The organism is Nitrospira sp., from assembly GCA_005116745.1.
In the GTDB taxonomy this organism is placed as follows: Bacteria; Nitrospirota; Nitrospiria; order Nitrospirales; family Nitrospiraceae; genus Nitrospira_D.
Window position 1 is genome coordinate 235,941 of sequence record SWDS01000006.1, and the last position, 13,949, is coordinate 249,889.

Annotated in this window: 17 protein-coding genes; 14 read left to right on the forward strand and 3 right to left on the reverse strand. The window is 56.0% G+C overall.

Going from position 1 to position 13,949, the window contains the following annotated elements:
- The first annotated feature begins 11 nt into the window (after nt 1-11).
- From E8D52_06745 to E8D52_06810, 14 genes are all read left to right on the forward strand, one after another.
- Nucleotides 12-512: a PDZ domain-containing protein gene (locus E8D52_06745; protein ID TKB68688.1), complete on the forward strand. Its 501-nt coding sequence runs from the start codon at nt 12-14 to the stop codon at nt 510-512.
- A 23-nt stretch (nt 513-535) separates the two neighbouring features.
- Nucleotides 536-1,981: a deoxyribodipyrimidine photo-lyase gene (locus tag E8D52_06750; protein TKB68689.1), complete on the forward strand. Its 1,446-nt coding sequence runs from the start codon at nt 536-538 to the stop codon at nt 1,979-1,981.
- Complete coding sequence (locus E8D52_06755) at nt 1,978-2,931, forward strand: DUF523 and DUF1722 domain-containing protein (GenBank protein TKB68690.1); 954 nt, start codon at nt 1,978-1,980, stop codon at nt 2,929-2,931. Before E8D52_06750 ends, E8D52_06755 begins: the two co-directional genes overlap by 4 nt.
- A 12-nt stretch (nt 2,932-2,943) precedes the next feature.
- Entirely contained in the window at nt 2,944-3,354 is a 411-nt protein-coding gene (locus tag E8D52_06760; protein ID TKB68691.1) for a hypothetical protein, read from the forward strand.
- Entirely contained in the window at nt 3,351-3,545 is a 195-nt protein-coding gene (locus tag E8D52_06765) for a hypothetical protein (GenBank protein TKB68692.1), read from the forward strand. Before E8D52_06760 ends, E8D52_06765 begins: the two co-directional genes overlap by 4 nt.
- Nucleotides 3,546-3,596: 51 nt before the next feature.
- Entirely contained in the window at nt 3,597-4,661 is a 1,065-nt protein-coding gene (locus E8D52_06770) for a class I SAM-dependent methyltransferase (GenBank protein ID TKB68693.1), read from the forward strand.
- Nucleotides 4,658-5,209, forward strand: a complete 552-nt coding sequence (locus E8D52_06775; protein TKB68694.1) for a DUF2878 domain-containing protein — start codon at nt 4,658-4,660, stop codon at nt 5,207-5,209. Before E8D52_06770 ends, E8D52_06775 begins: the two co-directional genes overlap by 4 nt.
- Complete coding sequence (locus tag E8D52_06780) at nt 5,206-5,994, forward strand: DUF1295 domain-containing protein (protein TKB68695.1); 789 nt, start codon at nt 5,206-5,208, stop codon at nt 5,992-5,994. The genes E8D52_06775 and E8D52_06780 overlap by 4 nt, the downstream gene beginning before the upstream one ends.
- Nucleotides 5,995-6,007: 13 nt before the next feature.
- Nucleotides 6,008-6,679, forward strand: a complete 672-nt coding sequence (locus tag E8D52_06785; protein TKB68696.1) for a hypothetical protein — start codon at nt 6,008-6,010, stop codon at nt 6,677-6,679.
- 7 nt (nt 6,680-6,686) lie between these two features.
- Nucleotides 6,687-7,217 (forward strand): hypothetical protein, encoded by a 531-nt coding sequence (locus E8D52_06790; GenBank protein TKB68697.1) that lies wholly within the window; start codon nt 6,687-6,689, stop codon nt 7,215-7,217.
- A 179-nt stretch (nt 7,218-7,396) separates the two neighbouring features.
- Complete coding sequence (locus E8D52_06795) at nt 7,397-8,659, forward strand: FAD-dependent oxidoreductase (GenBank protein ID TKB68698.1); 1,263 nt, start codon at nt 7,397-7,399, stop codon at nt 8,657-8,659.
- Nucleotides 8,656-9,447: a DUF1365 domain-containing protein gene (locus E8D52_06800; protein ID TKB68699.1), complete on the forward strand. Its 792-nt coding sequence runs from the start codon at nt 8,656-8,658 to the stop codon at nt 9,445-9,447. The genes E8D52_06795 and E8D52_06800 overlap by 4 nt, the downstream gene beginning before the upstream one ends.
- Nucleotides 9,444-10,751, forward strand: a complete 1,308-nt coding sequence (locus E8D52_06805) for a class I SAM-dependent methyltransferase (GenBank protein TKB68700.1) — start codon at nt 9,444-9,446, stop codon at nt 10,749-10,751. Before E8D52_06800 ends, E8D52_06805 begins: the two co-directional genes overlap by 4 nt.
- A gap of 330 nt (nt 10,752-11,081) precedes the next feature.
- Nucleotides 11,082-12,341 carry an FAD-dependent oxidoreductase gene (locus E8D52_06810; protein TKB68701.1) on the forward strand — a complete coding sequence of 420 codons (1,260 nt, stop codon included), beginning with the start codon at nt 11,082-11,084 and terminating at the stop codon, nt 12,339-12,341.
- Between the two features lie 141 nt (nt 12,342-12,482).
- On the opposite strand, the gene E8D52_06815 is transcribed toward E8D52_06810, so the two are convergent.
- The 3 genes from E8D52_06815 to E8D52_06825 are packed head-to-tail and all read right to left on the reverse strand — an operon-like array spanning nt 12,483 to nt 13,868.
- A complete protein-coding gene (locus tag E8D52_06815) occupies nt 12,483-12,908 on the reverse strand; it encodes a hypothetical protein (GenBank protein TKB68702.1) in 426 nt (141 codons plus the stop codon).
- A gap of 22 nt (nt 12,909-12,930) precedes the next feature.
- Entirely contained in the window at nt 12,931-13,350 is a 420-nt protein-coding gene (locus E8D52_06820) for a hypothetical protein (GenBank protein TKB68703.1), read from the reverse strand.
- A gap of 32 nt (nt 13,351-13,382) precedes the next feature.
- Nucleotides 13,383-13,868: a glutathione peroxidase gene (locus tag E8D52_06825; GenBank protein TKB69429.1), complete on the reverse strand. Its 486-nt coding sequence runs from the start codon at nt 13,866-13,868 to the stop codon at nt 13,383-13,385.
- Between the last annotated feature and the right edge of the window lie 81 nt (nt 13,869-13,949).

Genomic DNA, 13,949 nt, shown 5'->3' on the forward strand with positions numbered 1-13,949 from the left:
ACTGTTTTTACATGGATGTGTACGTGTTCGGTGATCAATGGGCATTTAACAGGAGGTGCGCTATGAGAATCTCCGGCTTCCATATGATGGCAGGGTTGTTGATGGGCCTTCTCGTTGTGGGATCGGCTGTAGCCGACCAACCCGCAAACCAAGCTCCGTATGGGCATGGAGACGATACCAAGCTGCCCAAGGGTGTGATTGGTCTCTCTCTACAGATCGGGGCCGAGCGGATTGGTGATCCGTCCATCCTGTATGTCGGCATGGTCCATCCGGAGGGACCAGCCCACAAGGCGGGACTCGGACATGGCGATGAGGTCGTGAGTGTTGATGGAACACCCGTGAACGGAAAACGTTATGAGGAAGTGGTCGGTATGATTCGAGGAGAAGCAGGAACCGCCGTGAAGGTTGGAGTCAAGGGTGAAAACGGCCTCCGTGAGCTGTCTATCACACGAGTGGCAGGTGACAAGCTTTCAAGAGGACCATCGGGATCACATGGAAACCCAGCGCCTTAGAAATTCATAAAAGGGAGCAACCTGTGCGAGGAATGGTTTGGTTCAGGCGCGATCTTCGAATGCACGACCAGCCGGCTCTGACCGCGGCCTGTGCGGAATGCGACGAGATCATTCCGCTGTTTATATTTGATGAGCCGTTGCTGCAATCGCATGAGTTTGGATCAGCCTGTGTGAACTTCATGCTGGGATGCCTCGAAGATCTGAACGCTGCGTTGAGTGGATTGGGAACGCCGCTCCAATGGAGGCGGGGTGACCCAGTCGAACAGGTCGTACAAGCAGCACGTGAATGGAAAACTGACGTGGTCTATTGGAATCGCGACTACGAGCCGGGAGCCATCGAGCGGGACCGGCTGGTGCAACAGCGTTTGGCAAAGCTCGGGGTGGCGGTGCGGACGTTCAAAGACCATGTGGTGTTTGAAGCATCCGAGGTGCGGGGCGCGACGGGTGAGCCATTGCAACGGTACAGCGCCTATCGCTCACGCTGGTGGGCTAAATGGCATGCCACAACCCCAGTAGTTCAACCAATCCCAACCACCCTTGCAAAAATAAAAGCCGCACCGCTGCCACTCTCTCGTCCTCTTCCCACCGCCGGTGAGCTGGGGTACGAGCCTATCGTCTTGGCGTTTGAGCCTGGCGAGCAGAACGCCCTGAAGCGATTGCGCTGGTTCATGAAAGGACCGCTTCATTCCTATGCGCAAGGTAGAAACCTGCCGGCAATCGATGGCAGTTCAACACTTTCCCCGCACTTCCGGTTCGGAACACTGTCGCCGCGCATGGCCATTCACGCTGCGTTGAATGCACTGACTAAAGGTAGGCCAGTGTCCCGGGTTGATGTCCTGACCTGGGTTGATGAGTTGATCTGGCGTGAGTTCTTCCAGCAAGTTCTCACATCCTTTCCACATGTCGCGAAGGGCCCGTTCAGAACAGTCATCGTCCCACCAGCTCGACCAGCTGGGAATAAACGAGATCGGCTGTTTCAAACGTGGTGTGAGGGAAAGACCGGCTATCCCATTGTGGATGCAGGCATGAGGCAACTCAACCAGACAGGATGGATGCATAACCGTGTTCGAATGATCGTCGCGTCATTCCTAATCAAAGATCTGCGGATCGACTGGCAGAGCGGCGAACGGTATTTCATGCAACATCTGATTGATGCTGACGTGGCGGCAAACAACGGCAATTGGCAGTGGTGTGCCTCAACTGGCACCGATAGTATGCCCGGCTATCGAATCTTTAACCCTGCGCTCCAGAGCAAGAAGTTCGACCCCGACGGAACCTACATTCGCCGGTATGTTCCTGAACTGGCCCGTGTACCGGCGAAGAGGATTCATGAGCTGCATCTCATGACCGCAGATGAGCAAGAACGCGCTGGATGCCGAATCGGGACCACTTATCCTTCCCCGATTGTGGACCATCACCTCGCCCGTCAGGAATATCTCAACCTCGGGAAGCAGGAGGCAACGAGATGACGACCTCCCCGCTTCGTCTTGGAATCAGTCGGTGTCTTCTCGGAGATGAGGTTCGCTTCGACGGAGGACATAAGCAGGACCATTTCCTAACCGATGTCTTGGGCCGCTACGTCGAATGGGTACCGGTCTGCCCTGAGGTGGAAGCGGGATTGGGCACCCCGCGTGAAGCCATGCGTCTGATGGGCAATCCGCATCATCCCCGGCTCATGACAATTAAGAGCAAGCACGATCACACCCAGGCAATGGAGACGATGATCGCCACGCGTCTTGATTCGTTCCAAAAACAGGACCTCTCAGGGTTTGTCTTCAAGAGAGGTTCACCCAGTTGCGGAGTCGAACGGGTGCGTGTGTACACCGTACAGGGCATGCCGAGCCATAACGGGGTCGGGATCTTTGCGAAAGCCTTCACAGAGGAGTTTCCGTTGATTCCCGTCGAGGAGGAAGGGCGGCTCTGTGATCCTGCGCTCAGAGAGAACTTCATCGAACGAGTGTTCTGCTACCGACGCTTTCAGGATCTGGTCCAGAACGGAGTCACAAAACAGGCTTTGATACGCTTCCACACGATTCACAAATACCTGCTCTTAGCCCATAGCCAGCAACACTACGAAACGATGGGGCGGCTGGTCGGCCAAACGAAACGGTATCAACTCAAAGAATTGACGTTGAAGTACGGTGAGCACTTCATGAGAGCCCTGACCATGAAGGCGACGGTGCGCAAGCATGTCAATGTGCTGCAGCATATTGTGGGCTACTTCAAGAGTCGATTGAGCACTCATGAAAAGGCCGAGCTGTTGGGCGTGATCGCAGACTACCATAAGGGGCTTACGCCGTTGATCGTCCCTCTCACGCTGGTCAAACATTACGTCCAGATCTTCGACGTCGGGTACATTCGCGATCAGGTCTATCTTAACCCGCATCCGAAAGAGCTCATGTTGCGGAATCATGCGTAGAAGGGAATCGCAATGCCACATGTTGTTGTAGAAGAAGCCGGAGCTTTGGAGGGCCTCTATCATGCATTCACGCCGATAGTTCACCGATCCGGTAACGAAATACTCAAAATTCAGGAATTCTATTTGTCCCGGAGCGGAAAAGACGCCCTGCTGGAGTCCGTGGCGATCGAGAAGGGTACTGCGTGCACGTTCTTTGTCCAACTCAAGTCACATGAGAAAGCCATCACCGTCCGTCTGTTGCCGGCCACAGACCCTGAGAAAACTCCCTCGGTCAAGAAGCTCATGGCTCTCGTCGCGGGATTCATTCGGAAAGTGTATCCAGGGAGTCGCTATGGAAAGACCAACTTACAAGAATACCTCGAAGCGACGGTGAGTTCTGAGTCAGCGGATACAGACGCGAGTCTTAATAAGAGGAGTAAATGACGGCAGGCACACGAGGAGTGATTCTGGTCGGTCACGGCGGCACTCCCAAGGGGTGTCCGCAGGAATTAGTCTCGAAACTGAAACGGCTGGAAGCGCAGCGGCGTGCCGCGAAGCTTCGCCCTTCGGCGGAAGAGCTTGAGCTCGACTCAGTCGCCAACACTTTGGCCGAGCAGGTGAAGCGTTTTTCATGACGATGCTTGAGACGGCGTCAGATCAGACGCCTCTACCTGGAGACAGGGCTAATGCAGAATCTCACTCATCTTGCATTGAATTTGGCGGAACAGGGGCTGGTTCCAGACTTGGCCGTTCGATATGGCATTCGACAGTTGCTCAAGCAGCGCCTCCGGGAGATCCGTTCAGTCGACGCTCCAACGGCAGCCCGGCAGGAAGTGCGATTTATCGACCAGATGCGCTGTGCGCCCATCGCAGTGGTACCGGAGAAAGCCAATGATCAGCACTATGAAGTCCCGGTTGAGTTCTTCCGGCAGGTCCTCGGTCCCCACCTCAAATACAGCAGCGCCTTCTGGCCCGCCAACGCGACGACCCCAGGCCAAGCAGAAGCCGCCGGTTTGCGTGAGTCCTGTCTGCATGCGGGCCTGATAGACGGACAGACGATTTTGGAGCTCGGATGCGGCTGGGGTTCCCTCACGTTGTGGATGGCTGAGCACTACCCCGATAGCCGTATCACGGCGGTCTCCAATTCCCACTCACAGCGGGCGTACATCGAGGCCCAAGCCAGAGCACGCGGCCTACAGAACCAGATTCGGGTGATGACCTTCGACATGAATACGTTCGAGGTCGACCCAGGGCAATTCGATCGGGTGGTGTCGGTGGAAATGTTCGAACACATGCGTAACTGGCCTGATCTCTTTGCGCGCGTCCGCCGATGGCTGAAACCAGGCGGCCAGTTCTTCATGCACGTGTTCGTGCATCGTGCTACTTCGTACCTGTTCGAAGACCGGGGGCCCGCCGACTGGATGAGTCGTGAATTTTTCACAGGCGGGATGATGCCCAGCGATAGCCTCCCGCTGGCCTGTCAGGACCATCTTGCCTGCGTGGACCGCTGGCGATGGGACGGCACGCACTATGAGAAGACGGCCAACGCCTGGTTGGCCAATATGGATGCTGCCCGCGAGACCCTGTGGCCTGTGATCGAGCGTGTCTACGGTAAGACACAAGCGCGAGCCTGGTGGGGGCGGTGGCGTCTCTTCTTCATGGCCTGTGCCGAGCTCTTCGGTTATGAGGAGGGCCGTCAGTGGGGGGTGAGTCATTATCTTTTTGAAAAACAAGTGCCGCGTGCTTCATGAAGATGAGCACCACCATGATCGTCAGCAACTTTGTCCTTTTTCAGATTGGCTGGTTTGCGTGCGTGTTAAGCGCCACAGCGCATCAACCCTGGTTCGGCATCCTTGTGACGACAGCGGTGGTAGTCACCCACGTGCTTCGCGCTCCCATCCCAACGGCGGAGCTCAAACTGGTGCTCCTCTCACTCGGCTTAGGACTCGTCCTTGATAGCCTATTGGTTTGGCAGGGCTGGCTTCAGTATTCCTCGGGAATCCTGCTCCCGAACGTAGCCCCATACTGGATCGTGGCATTGTGGGGGCTCTTTGCAACCCTCTTGAATATCTCATTGCGTTGGATGAGGGGCCGCTGGGTCCTCGCAATTGTCTTTGGAGCCGTCGGGGGCCCTGCCGCCTACTACGGCGGTCTCCGCCTCGGGGCGCTGGAATTCAGCAATATGCCCGCAGGGCTGTTGGCTCTGGCCATCGGCTGGGCGCTGCTGACACCGCTGCTGCTGGCGTTGTCTTCGCGCTTTGACGGCTATGCCGGCCTGGTGAAAAAGAAGGCGTCATGAACGTATCGCTCTATCTCTTGGGACTGCTTTCGACGCTGGGTCTGGCGACGCTGACTTGGGTGGTCAGCCTCCTCAAGCGCGACGTAAGCATTGTAGACGGCGCGTGGGCCTTCATGCTCCTCGCCGCCGCGACCGTGTACGCCACCGGTGCAGAGCCCTACACCGGGCGGACCATGCTCATTCTGACGCTGGTCCTGCTGTGGGCCCTGCGCCTGTCGGCTCATATCATCCATCGCAACTGGGGTGAGCCTGAGGACCGGCGTTATCAAGACATCCGCCTGAAATACGAACCAAATTTCCCATTCAAGAGTCTTGGCATCATCTTCTGGTTTCAGGCGGGACTAGCATGGATCATCTCCATGCCCCTGTGGCCGGCTCTCTCCGTTCCGGTCGATTGGGGGGTATTCGATGTACTCGCGGTATCCGTCTGGACCGTCGGCATGATTTTCGAAGGCATCGCGGATTGGCAGTTGTCACGGTTCAAGGCCGACCCGGAGAACCACGGCAAGGTGATGGACCGCGGACTCTGGCACTATACACGGCATCCCAATTACTTCGGTGAGTGCCTGATCTGGTGGGGCTTCTACATTTTTGCGGTGCCGACGGGAGCCTGGTGGACCCTTGCGGGCCCCCTGCTCCTCACCTACCTGCTCCTGAAATTCTCAGGCGTAACGCTGATGGAGCAGACAATCATCGAACGGCGACCTGCGTATCGAGAGTATATCGCTCACACCAATGCCTTCCTTCCCGGCCTTCCGAAACAGGGCATGGAGGGTTCCATTTGAGGAAACAGCAGTCATGATGAGCGCGTATTCGATGACCAGCGGGTTGCGTATCGCGGTGACCCTCCTTGGGCTCCTGACATGCCTTGGAAGCGCTTCGCAACAGGCGTGGAGTGCCGCTTCGCAGACCTACGACTTCAAGGTCTTCCTCGGCAAGGATGAAATCGGACACCAGCGCTTCGACGTCTCTACGGAAGGCGAGCAGACCGAGGTCCGAGTAGACGCGCAGTTCACGGTCAAGTTCCTGTACATCACCGTCTACACCTATCGTCATACCAACGTCGAAACATGGGAGAGAACGTGCCTGCGCGAGATTCGCGCGAAGACCAATGATAACGGCGAGTCCTTCTTCGTGAACGGCATCTTTCAGAACGGGCAGTTGCAGGTGCAGACGCAAGCCGGGACCTGGATTGGCGAGGGATGTATCAGGACCTTTGCCTACTGGAACCCTGAGTGGATTACGGGCGAGCGATTGCTGAATTCGCAGACCGGCGAACATCAGCCCGCGTCCATTCTTACGGTGGGCGAAGAGACGATCCCCGTGCAGGGAGTCCCGACACGAACCACACATCGCCGCATTGTGACGGACAAGTTCACAATCGATCTCTGGTACACCTTAAACGGCCGCTGGGTCGCGCTCCACTCAACCACGAAGAAGGGCGATATCCTTCGGTATGTGCTCCAGTGAGGACACCATGTCATCTGTGATGCCATCATTCTTCATGCCCGCTCTCCTGCTTGCGCTCGCTGCCTGCAGCAGCCCACCACCTATTCGCACCGCGACGGCCGTGGACTTGGAGCGCTTCATGGGAGATTGGTATGTCATCGCCAATATTCCAACCTTTATCGAAACGAACGCCTACAACGCCATGGAGTCCTATCGCTTGGCCGAGGACGGGACCGTGGCCACGACCTTTAGCTTCCGCAAGGGCGGCTTTGAGGGGGAGCGCAAGACCTATCATCCCACCGGCTATATCATCGACGCGCAATCAAATGCCGTCTGGGGCATGCAGTTCATCTGGCCGATCAAGGCCGACTATCGGATCATCTATGTAGACCATGCATACAATCACACCATCATCGGACGGATACAGCGCGATTACGTCTGGCTGATGGCGCGCGCACCGCAAGTCTCTGAGGTTGAGTACCAGGGGTTCCTGCAGCTCATCGCCGAGGAAGGCTACGATGTCTCCAAAGTCAGGAAGGTGCCTCAACGGTGGAATTAGTGCGCCCCAGCAAGTCATGGGACACGTCGATTGTACTGTGGTGACAGATATGCCGACTGTCGGGACCGGGTTGGCGCTCAACACGAGCGTAAGGGAATCATACCGGCTGTCGATATTCTTGAGGCCTCTTACACAGTCTCGCTTGGTCCGGATCGGATCAACGAGGCACTGAAGCACATATGAAGATTGCGATTGTCGGCACAGGCATTTCGGGAATGGTCGCGGCGTATCTCCTACAGCGAGATCATGAGATCACCGTCTTCGAGGCTGGTGATCATATCGGTGGACATACCAATACAGTCGACGTCCCAATGGAAGGGCGACGTTACGCCATAAACACCGGATTCATTGTGTTTAACGATTGGACCTACCCAAACTTCATGGCCTTGCTCCAGAAGTTGGGTGTGGAATCACAACCGAGCGACATGAGCTTCGGTGTAAAGTGCGAGCGAACCGGCCTCGAATACAATGGGACGTCGCTGAATACCCTGTTCGCCCAGCGGCGTAACCTGCTTCGCCCTTCGTTCTACCGGATGATACGGGACATCCTGCGCTTCAATCGTGACTCGCTTGAACTACTGACTTTGCCGGAGCCAGGTCCTTCACTCGGTTCCTATCTGGAGACTCATCGATACTCAAGGGAGTTCATCGAGCACTACATCGTCCCGATGGGAGCTTCGATTTGGTCAGCTAGCCACGAGAACATGTGGAAGTTTCCGGCCCGGTACTTAGTCCAGTTCTTCAAGAACCATGGCATGCTTTCGGTGGATGAGCGGCCGACGTGGCGAGTCATAACGGGTGGCTCGCGGCGGTATGCTGAGAAACTCATCGCACCGTTTCACCACCGGATTCATCTCAACTCCCCGGTCGAATCGATGGCACGCTTCCCAGGTTACGTGGAGATCCGCGCGAAGATGCAAGGGTGTGACTACCGCGCCTTGCGGTTCGACCACGCGATCATCGCCACGCACAGCGATCAAGCCCTCTCAATTCTGGCCGACCCCTCACCGACGGAAAAGGAGGTGTTGGGTGCGATCCACTATCAAGAGAATGAAGCGGTGTTGCACACCGACACGTCGTTGCTCCCCAAACGCAAACTGGCCTGGGCCGCATGGAATTACCATCTGCTCGGCGCCCAGCCGGATCGCGCGGTCCTGACTTACCACATGAACAAGCTGCAGAGCCTGACCGCACCCTGCGAGTTTTGCGTGACGCTCAACCACACGCACGCCATCAATCCCGCCACGATCCTGCGTCGCATCACTTACCATCATCCTGTGTACTCACCGGAAGCTGTTGCCGCACAGGAGCGCCACGGCGAGATCAACGGCGTCAATCGGACGTCCTATTGCGGTGCCTACTGGGGTTTTGGGTTTCACGAGGATGGAGTGAACAGTGCGCTGGCCGTCTGTAAGCCATTCGGGAAGGACCTCTCGTCATGAAGAGCGCAATCTATGCTGGACACGTTCGGCACCGGCGGTTCAGCCCGGTTCCGCACGAGTTCACCTACCGGTTGTTCATGATGTATGTGGACCTGGAGGAACTCCCGACCGTTTTCAAGAATCGCTGGTTCTGGTCTGTTGATCGAACCAACCTCGCTTCGTTCAATCGCGTTGACCATGTTGGCGATCCAAGCCTCCCATTGGATGAATCCATCCGACAACTCGTGGAGGCAAGAACAGGCAGTCGACCGGTTGGACCGATCCGCCTCCTGACACACTTCCGCTATTTTGGGTATGTCTTCAACCCCGTCAGCTTCTATTTTTGCTACGACCGATCCGGTGATTCTGTGGACACCATCGTCGCGGAAATCACGAATACCCCATGGGGGGAGCATCACTGTTACGTCTTGGGAACTGCACAGAATCGCGCCAGCGGCAGAAGGAAGCGCTACCGCTTCGACAAAGTGTTCCACATCTCGCCTTTTATCGACATGGACGTGGCCTACGATTGGCGGTTCACCGAGCCGACATCGCAATTGGCCATCCATATGGAAGATCTTCGCGACGGACGGCCGTTCTTCGACGCCACAATGAGGCTGGAACGGCGAGAGCTATCCAGATCGTCTCTAGCACACGTCCTTGCACAGTATCCCTTGATGACGGCCAAGGTCATCGGTGCCATCCACTGGCAGGCATTGAAACTCTGGATCAAGGGTGTTCCCTTCCTTGCTCACCCTAAGAAGAGAAAGGAGCCGTCGCCTGTGGCGACGCGTCAGACACCATCATGAATAACCAGACGATTGTTTCCGGTCTTGCGCTTGACGATCGGCCCACCAAGAACCAGGCTTCTTCGAAGATCGCACCTTGGTGCTACCGTCTGGCACGTCGCGCGGTGTTCTCTCACCTGTCGAAGCTCGAGTTCGGCACAGTGACGATCGTCGAAGGAGATGAGCACTTCCAGTTTGGCCAACCCACCACTAGCTGTCGTTTGGAAGCCACCGTAACGATCCATGACCCCTGCGTCTATGTGGATATCGCGCTGGGTGGCACGGTGGGAGCAGGGGACGCCTACCGACGTGGTTTGTGGCGCTGTGACGATCTGACGACGTTGGTCAGGATCTCCGTCCTCAATCGCGCGCTCTTAGAGGGTATGGATGGAGGCTTCGCGCTGCTGTCCCAACCCCTGCGAAAGGCGGTTCATTGGCTAAACCGTAACACGAAGGCTGGCAGCCAAAAGAACATTGCAGCCCACTATGATCTGGGCAACGAGTTCTTTCGTCTCATGCTTGATGAGACGATGATGTATTCTTGCGCCTACTTTGAGCGAACAGATGCGACGTTGGCGGAAGCCTCACGTGCGAAGAACGATCGTATCTGCCAAAAGCTACAGTTGGTTGCCAGCGACCATCTCCTTGAGATCGGCTCCGGTTGGGGTGGCTTTGCCATCCATGCCGCGTCTCATTATGGTTGCCGTGTGACGACCACGACGATCTCGCAACGGCAGTATGACCTGGCGCTGCAACGAGTTCGCGATGCTGGCTTGAGCGACCAGGTCACGGTGTTGCTCACGGATTATCGGGATTTGCCGAAACTTGGTCTGCAATTCGACAAGCTCGTCTCGATCGAAATGATCGAGGCCGTCGGACATCAGTATTACCATGCATTTTTCGAGATCTGCAGTCGCATGTTGACGTCTCACGGGCTGGCCTTAATCCAGGGCATTACGATTGACGAACAGTTCTACGAACGGGCAAAGCGGTCCGTGGACTTTATCCAGCGCTTCATGTTCCCTGGCAGCTGCATCCCGTCCGTGAGTGCGTTAACGCAAGCATCGGCGAAAGTTGGAGATCTGGGCCTGATTCACCTTGAAGATATCGGAGTACATTATGCTCCCACGCTGCGGGCCTGGGGGAGGAACCTTGTCACGAACCTTCCGGAGATCAAGAGGCTGGGGTATCAACCTGAATTCCTTCGCCAGTGGGAGTTCTATCTATCCTACTGTGAAGGCGGCTTCCTTGAGCGCACAATCAGCACCGTGCACATGCTCTTTTGCAAACCGAATTGGCGGCCTCCTATTCGGTATGGCGTGTAACGAGTTCTGTGCACAAGGCGCCATTCACATGGCGTTTGCACGATGATGTTTGCTCTTGGAGGCTGTCATTCAGAGAGCGCGATTACTGAATCCTTGATCAACTTCTGCCACGGTATCCCGGTGGCGAATTGCACTACGTTTAGCCCTGACTTGCGACTTATCGCACAGGCATTGACAGAACAGTTAGAGAGATACTCGTGATACACTCTGACCTCTCCGAATAGGGGACTTGTGACTGGGTGGGAGACTTGGTCTATGCAGCGGATCAAGAGACCAAATCCCATCAAGAATCGATTGTGAAAGAGGTTCTAGTCTCAACGTGAACGCTCTATGAAGCACTCCACTCAACACGTGCTCATTATCGGCGCCGGTCTTGCCGGATTGGCCTGTGCACGTCGTCTGACACAATCGGGCCTTACCTGCACAGTCCTTGAAGCTTCCGACGGCATCGGTGGGCGCATCCGGACAGATCGGGTAGAGGGTTTTCAGCTCGATCGCGGATTCCAGATCCTTCTCACTGGCTACCCGGAAGCGCGCAAGACGCTGAATTATTCCGCGTTGAATCTCATGCCTTTTCATCCCGGAGCGCTCATTCGCTATGCCGGCCGCTTTCACGTGATGAGCGATCTCTTTCGTCGGCCGCAAGATCTGATTCAGACTTTGGTCAGCCCTATTGGCTCGCTTGCCGACAAGGTGCGAATGTTGCGGGTGCGACGGGACGCATTGCACCAACGCCTCTGCTCTGAGATGAGCGACCCCGCTCGTCCGACTCATGAAGTCTTGCAGGCGTATCACTTTTCGGACGTCATGGTGACGCGTTTCTTCCAGCCCTTTCTCAGCGGCGTATTCTTGGAGACAGAGTTAACGACGCCCTGCTGGATTTTCGAGCTAGTCTGGGGCGCCTTCTGCCGAGGAGCAACCGCCCTGCCTCGAGATGGCATGGGCGCTATCGCACAACAACTTGCGGCTCCATTGCCTCCCGGTACGATCCGCCTCAACCAAGCAGTACAGCACATTCAGGGATCGAGTGTGAGGCTGGAGTCCGGGGAACAGCTCACGGGTGATGTGCTAGTGGTCGCGACAGATCATGCGACCGCTGCCCGCTTGCGTGGGGAGCAAGGGGCACGCCCCTCAGCGCGTAGTTCGATGACGCTCTATTTTGATGCGCCAGCTGCTCCGCAACGAGGGCCCTGGTTGATATTGAACGGAGACGGCAATGGGTTAGTCCGGACCGTCTGTGTGCTGAGTGAAGCAGCGCCTTCATACGCACCGACAGGACGTGCTTTGATCTCGGTGACTACAACAGAACAGATTGGGGCACACGATGATTTTGTGCAAGCGGTGCGGCTGTGTCTCCAATCCTGGTTCGGCTCACACGTCGACGGGTGGCGTCATCTGCGGACCGATCACATTCCCTGCACGCTGCCCCCAATAGACCTGCTGTCGCCCGGGAACCGCACAGCCTCACCGCGCGTGGCTGCGGGTCTTTACCTGTGTGGCGACTACCGGGAGAGCGGTACGCTGGATGGTGCGCTGTTGTCCGGACGGAAAGCAGCTGAAGCAGTACTATCTGATTACGACTTGTCGTGACTTCGACTGCCGGTGTTAGCCAAACTCGCTATATCCGTCGCCAAGCAATCCGCCTCGTACAGATAGGATTTCGTCTCGCGAACGCACGGATCACATGGTCATCGTGAAAGGTTGATAGCTGCAAGCCCTGTGACGAGACTTTCAAAGCCCACAAGCAACCTTCATGAGTGCTGCAGTGGATGTCCCCGAGATGGAGGTTGTCAGTTTGCCTATCGCTCCAGTAGTGCGCCCTACTGCTCCAGAACCCATATGCTTGGCATACCACGTTGTTTTCACTGGCTGGCTCTTTTGATTCTGACAGTCGTATTCTCGCACGGTAATTTTTGAGAGCGCCGAGATGTCACCCTCCGTCTGTGCCGTCTTATAATCGAACAGATCAGACATGGTGACCGTTTCGTCGGCTTTCCGAATACTCCCACGGTCGGCGTAGTAGACGTATATCTCCATCTCACCAACTTTTGACCAATCAGCTGCAGAGATCGTCGTCGGACCTGATGACGGCTCCCCTCCTGTACAGGCCGTCATCCACACACAACTCAGCACCAGCAACATACATCGTCGCAACATATCACCCCCTGCTATCCATGACTCAACCTCGATGAGCCTGCCGACAGGCCACCTTCATTTCAACATCATCATCGCTACCGGGAACCACGCGGGACCACTCGCGCGTCGCTGGCGCAGCATACAACACGAGGCCTTGTGCCATGCCGTCTGGATAGTACGGAGCGCGGAGCGGCCGGCTTTTCCTCTGACTGCAGTCGTACTGACGCTTGATCGTCAGTGACCGATAGGGACCACGCGGAATGGCTCGCTCTATACGAAAGTCCCGGAGTGTCCAGAGCGTGACTCGCTGCCCCGACACCCCAATAGTGGTCATATCCACATAGCGGTCGTATTTATGGGTCCCTCCAACTCTAGCCCACTCAGCCGCTGGCAAGTTGGCACGCAGCGTGTCATGCAGAAAGAGCCCCACACAAATAACAATCATGATACTGAACCGATGCATCCACATTCCTCGTTCCTTATCGATATGCGGTTTCAGCTTTTTGACAAGGCTTTTTCCACATCGGACAGAATGGTGGGCGATAAAGGGTTCATGCCGGGATCATACTTCCCGATCACGTTGCCGGAGCGATCCACCAGGTATTTCTGGAAATTCCACGTCACGCGGCCAGGGAAGGGACTCTGTTCAGTGAGATACCGATAGAGGGGATGCTTCTCTTTTCCAACCACGCTGATTTTTGAGAACAGAGGGAAACCGATACTGTATTTTGTGAAGCAGAATCCTTTAATTTCTTGATTCGTACCCGGCTCCTGCTGCCCAAAATCATTAGCTGGAAACGCCAGGACCTCGAATCCCCGCTCCTGATACCGCTCATACATCTCCTGAAGGCCAGCATACTGAGGCGTATTACCGCACATGCTCGCAGTATTCACAATGAGCAGCACTTTACCCTTGAACGTCTTGAGATCGACGGGATGACCATCAATGTCAGGGAGACGAAACCCATAGAGAGGCGCCATCGAGCTCTCAGCATGCGGCGGCACATTGAATTGTTTCTCCCTTGCATTGATGTCTGACGCGGTGATCGCAAAGAGTCCCAG

What these genes read in the sequence shown, in the direction of transcription:
- E8D52_06745 (TKB68688.1), top strand. Translation starts at nt 12, where the DNA reads ATGGATGTGTACGTGTTCGGTGATCAATGGGCATTTAACAGGAGGTGC.
- E8D52_06795 (TKB68698.1), top strand. Translation starts at nt 7,397, where the DNA reads ATGAAGATTGCGATTGTCGGCACAGGCATTTCGGGAATGGTCGCGGCG.
- E8D52_06780 (TKB68695.1), top strand. Translation starts at nt 5,206, where the DNA reads ATGAACGTATCGCTCTATCTCTTGGGACTGCTTTCGACGCTGGGTCTG.
- E8D52_06815 (TKB68702.1), bottom strand. Translation starts at nt 12,908, where the DNA reads ATGTTGCGACGATGTATGTTGCTGGTGCTGAGTTGTGTGTGGATGACG.
- E8D52_06825 (TKB69429.1), bottom strand. Translation starts at nt 13,868, where the DNA reads ATGGCGCCTCTCTATGGGTTTCGTCTCCCTGACATTGATGGTCATCCC.
- E8D52_06820 (TKB68703.1), bottom strand. Translation starts at nt 13,350, where the DNA reads ATGCATCGGTTCAGTATCATGATTGTTATTTGTGTGGGGCTCTTTCTG.
- E8D52_06765 (TKB68692.1), top strand. Translation starts at nt 3,351, where the DNA reads ATGACGGCAGGCACACGAGGAGTGATTCTGGTCGGTCACGGCGGCACT.
- E8D52_06760 (TKB68691.1), top strand. Translation starts at nt 2,944, where the DNA reads ATGCCACATGTTGTTGTAGAAGAAGCCGGAGCTTTGGAGGGCCTCTAT.
- E8D52_06790 (TKB68697.1), top strand. Translation starts at nt 6,687, where the DNA reads ATGTCATCTGTGATGCCATCATTCTTCATGCCCGCTCTCCTGCTTGCG.
- E8D52_06770 (TKB68693.1), top strand. Translation starts at nt 3,597, where the DNA reads ATGCAGAATCTCACTCATCTTGCATTGAATTTGGCGGAACAGGGGCTG.
- E8D52_06775 (TKB68694.1), top strand. Translation starts at nt 4,658, where the DNA reads ATGAAGATGAGCACCACCATGATCGTCAGCAACTTTGTCCTTTTTCAG.
- E8D52_06810 (TKB68701.1), top strand. Translation starts at nt 11,082, where the DNA reads ATGAAGCACTCCACTCAACACGTGCTCATTATCGGCGCCGGTCTTGCC.
- E8D52_06805 (TKB68700.1), top strand. Translation starts at nt 9,444, where the DNA reads ATGAATAACCAGACGATTGTTTCCGGTCTTGCGCTTGACGATCGGCCC.
- E8D52_06785 (TKB68696.1), top strand. Translation starts at nt 6,008, where the DNA reads ATGATGAGCGCGTATTCGATGACCAGCGGGTTGCGTATCGCGGTGACC.
- E8D52_06800 (TKB68699.1), top strand. Translation starts at nt 8,656, where the DNA reads ATGAAGAGCGCAATCTATGCTGGACACGTTCGGCACCGGCGGTTCAGC.
- E8D52_06755 (TKB68690.1), top strand. Translation starts at nt 1,978, where the DNA reads ATGACGACCTCCCCGCTTCGTCTTGGAATCAGTCGGTGTCTTCTCGGA.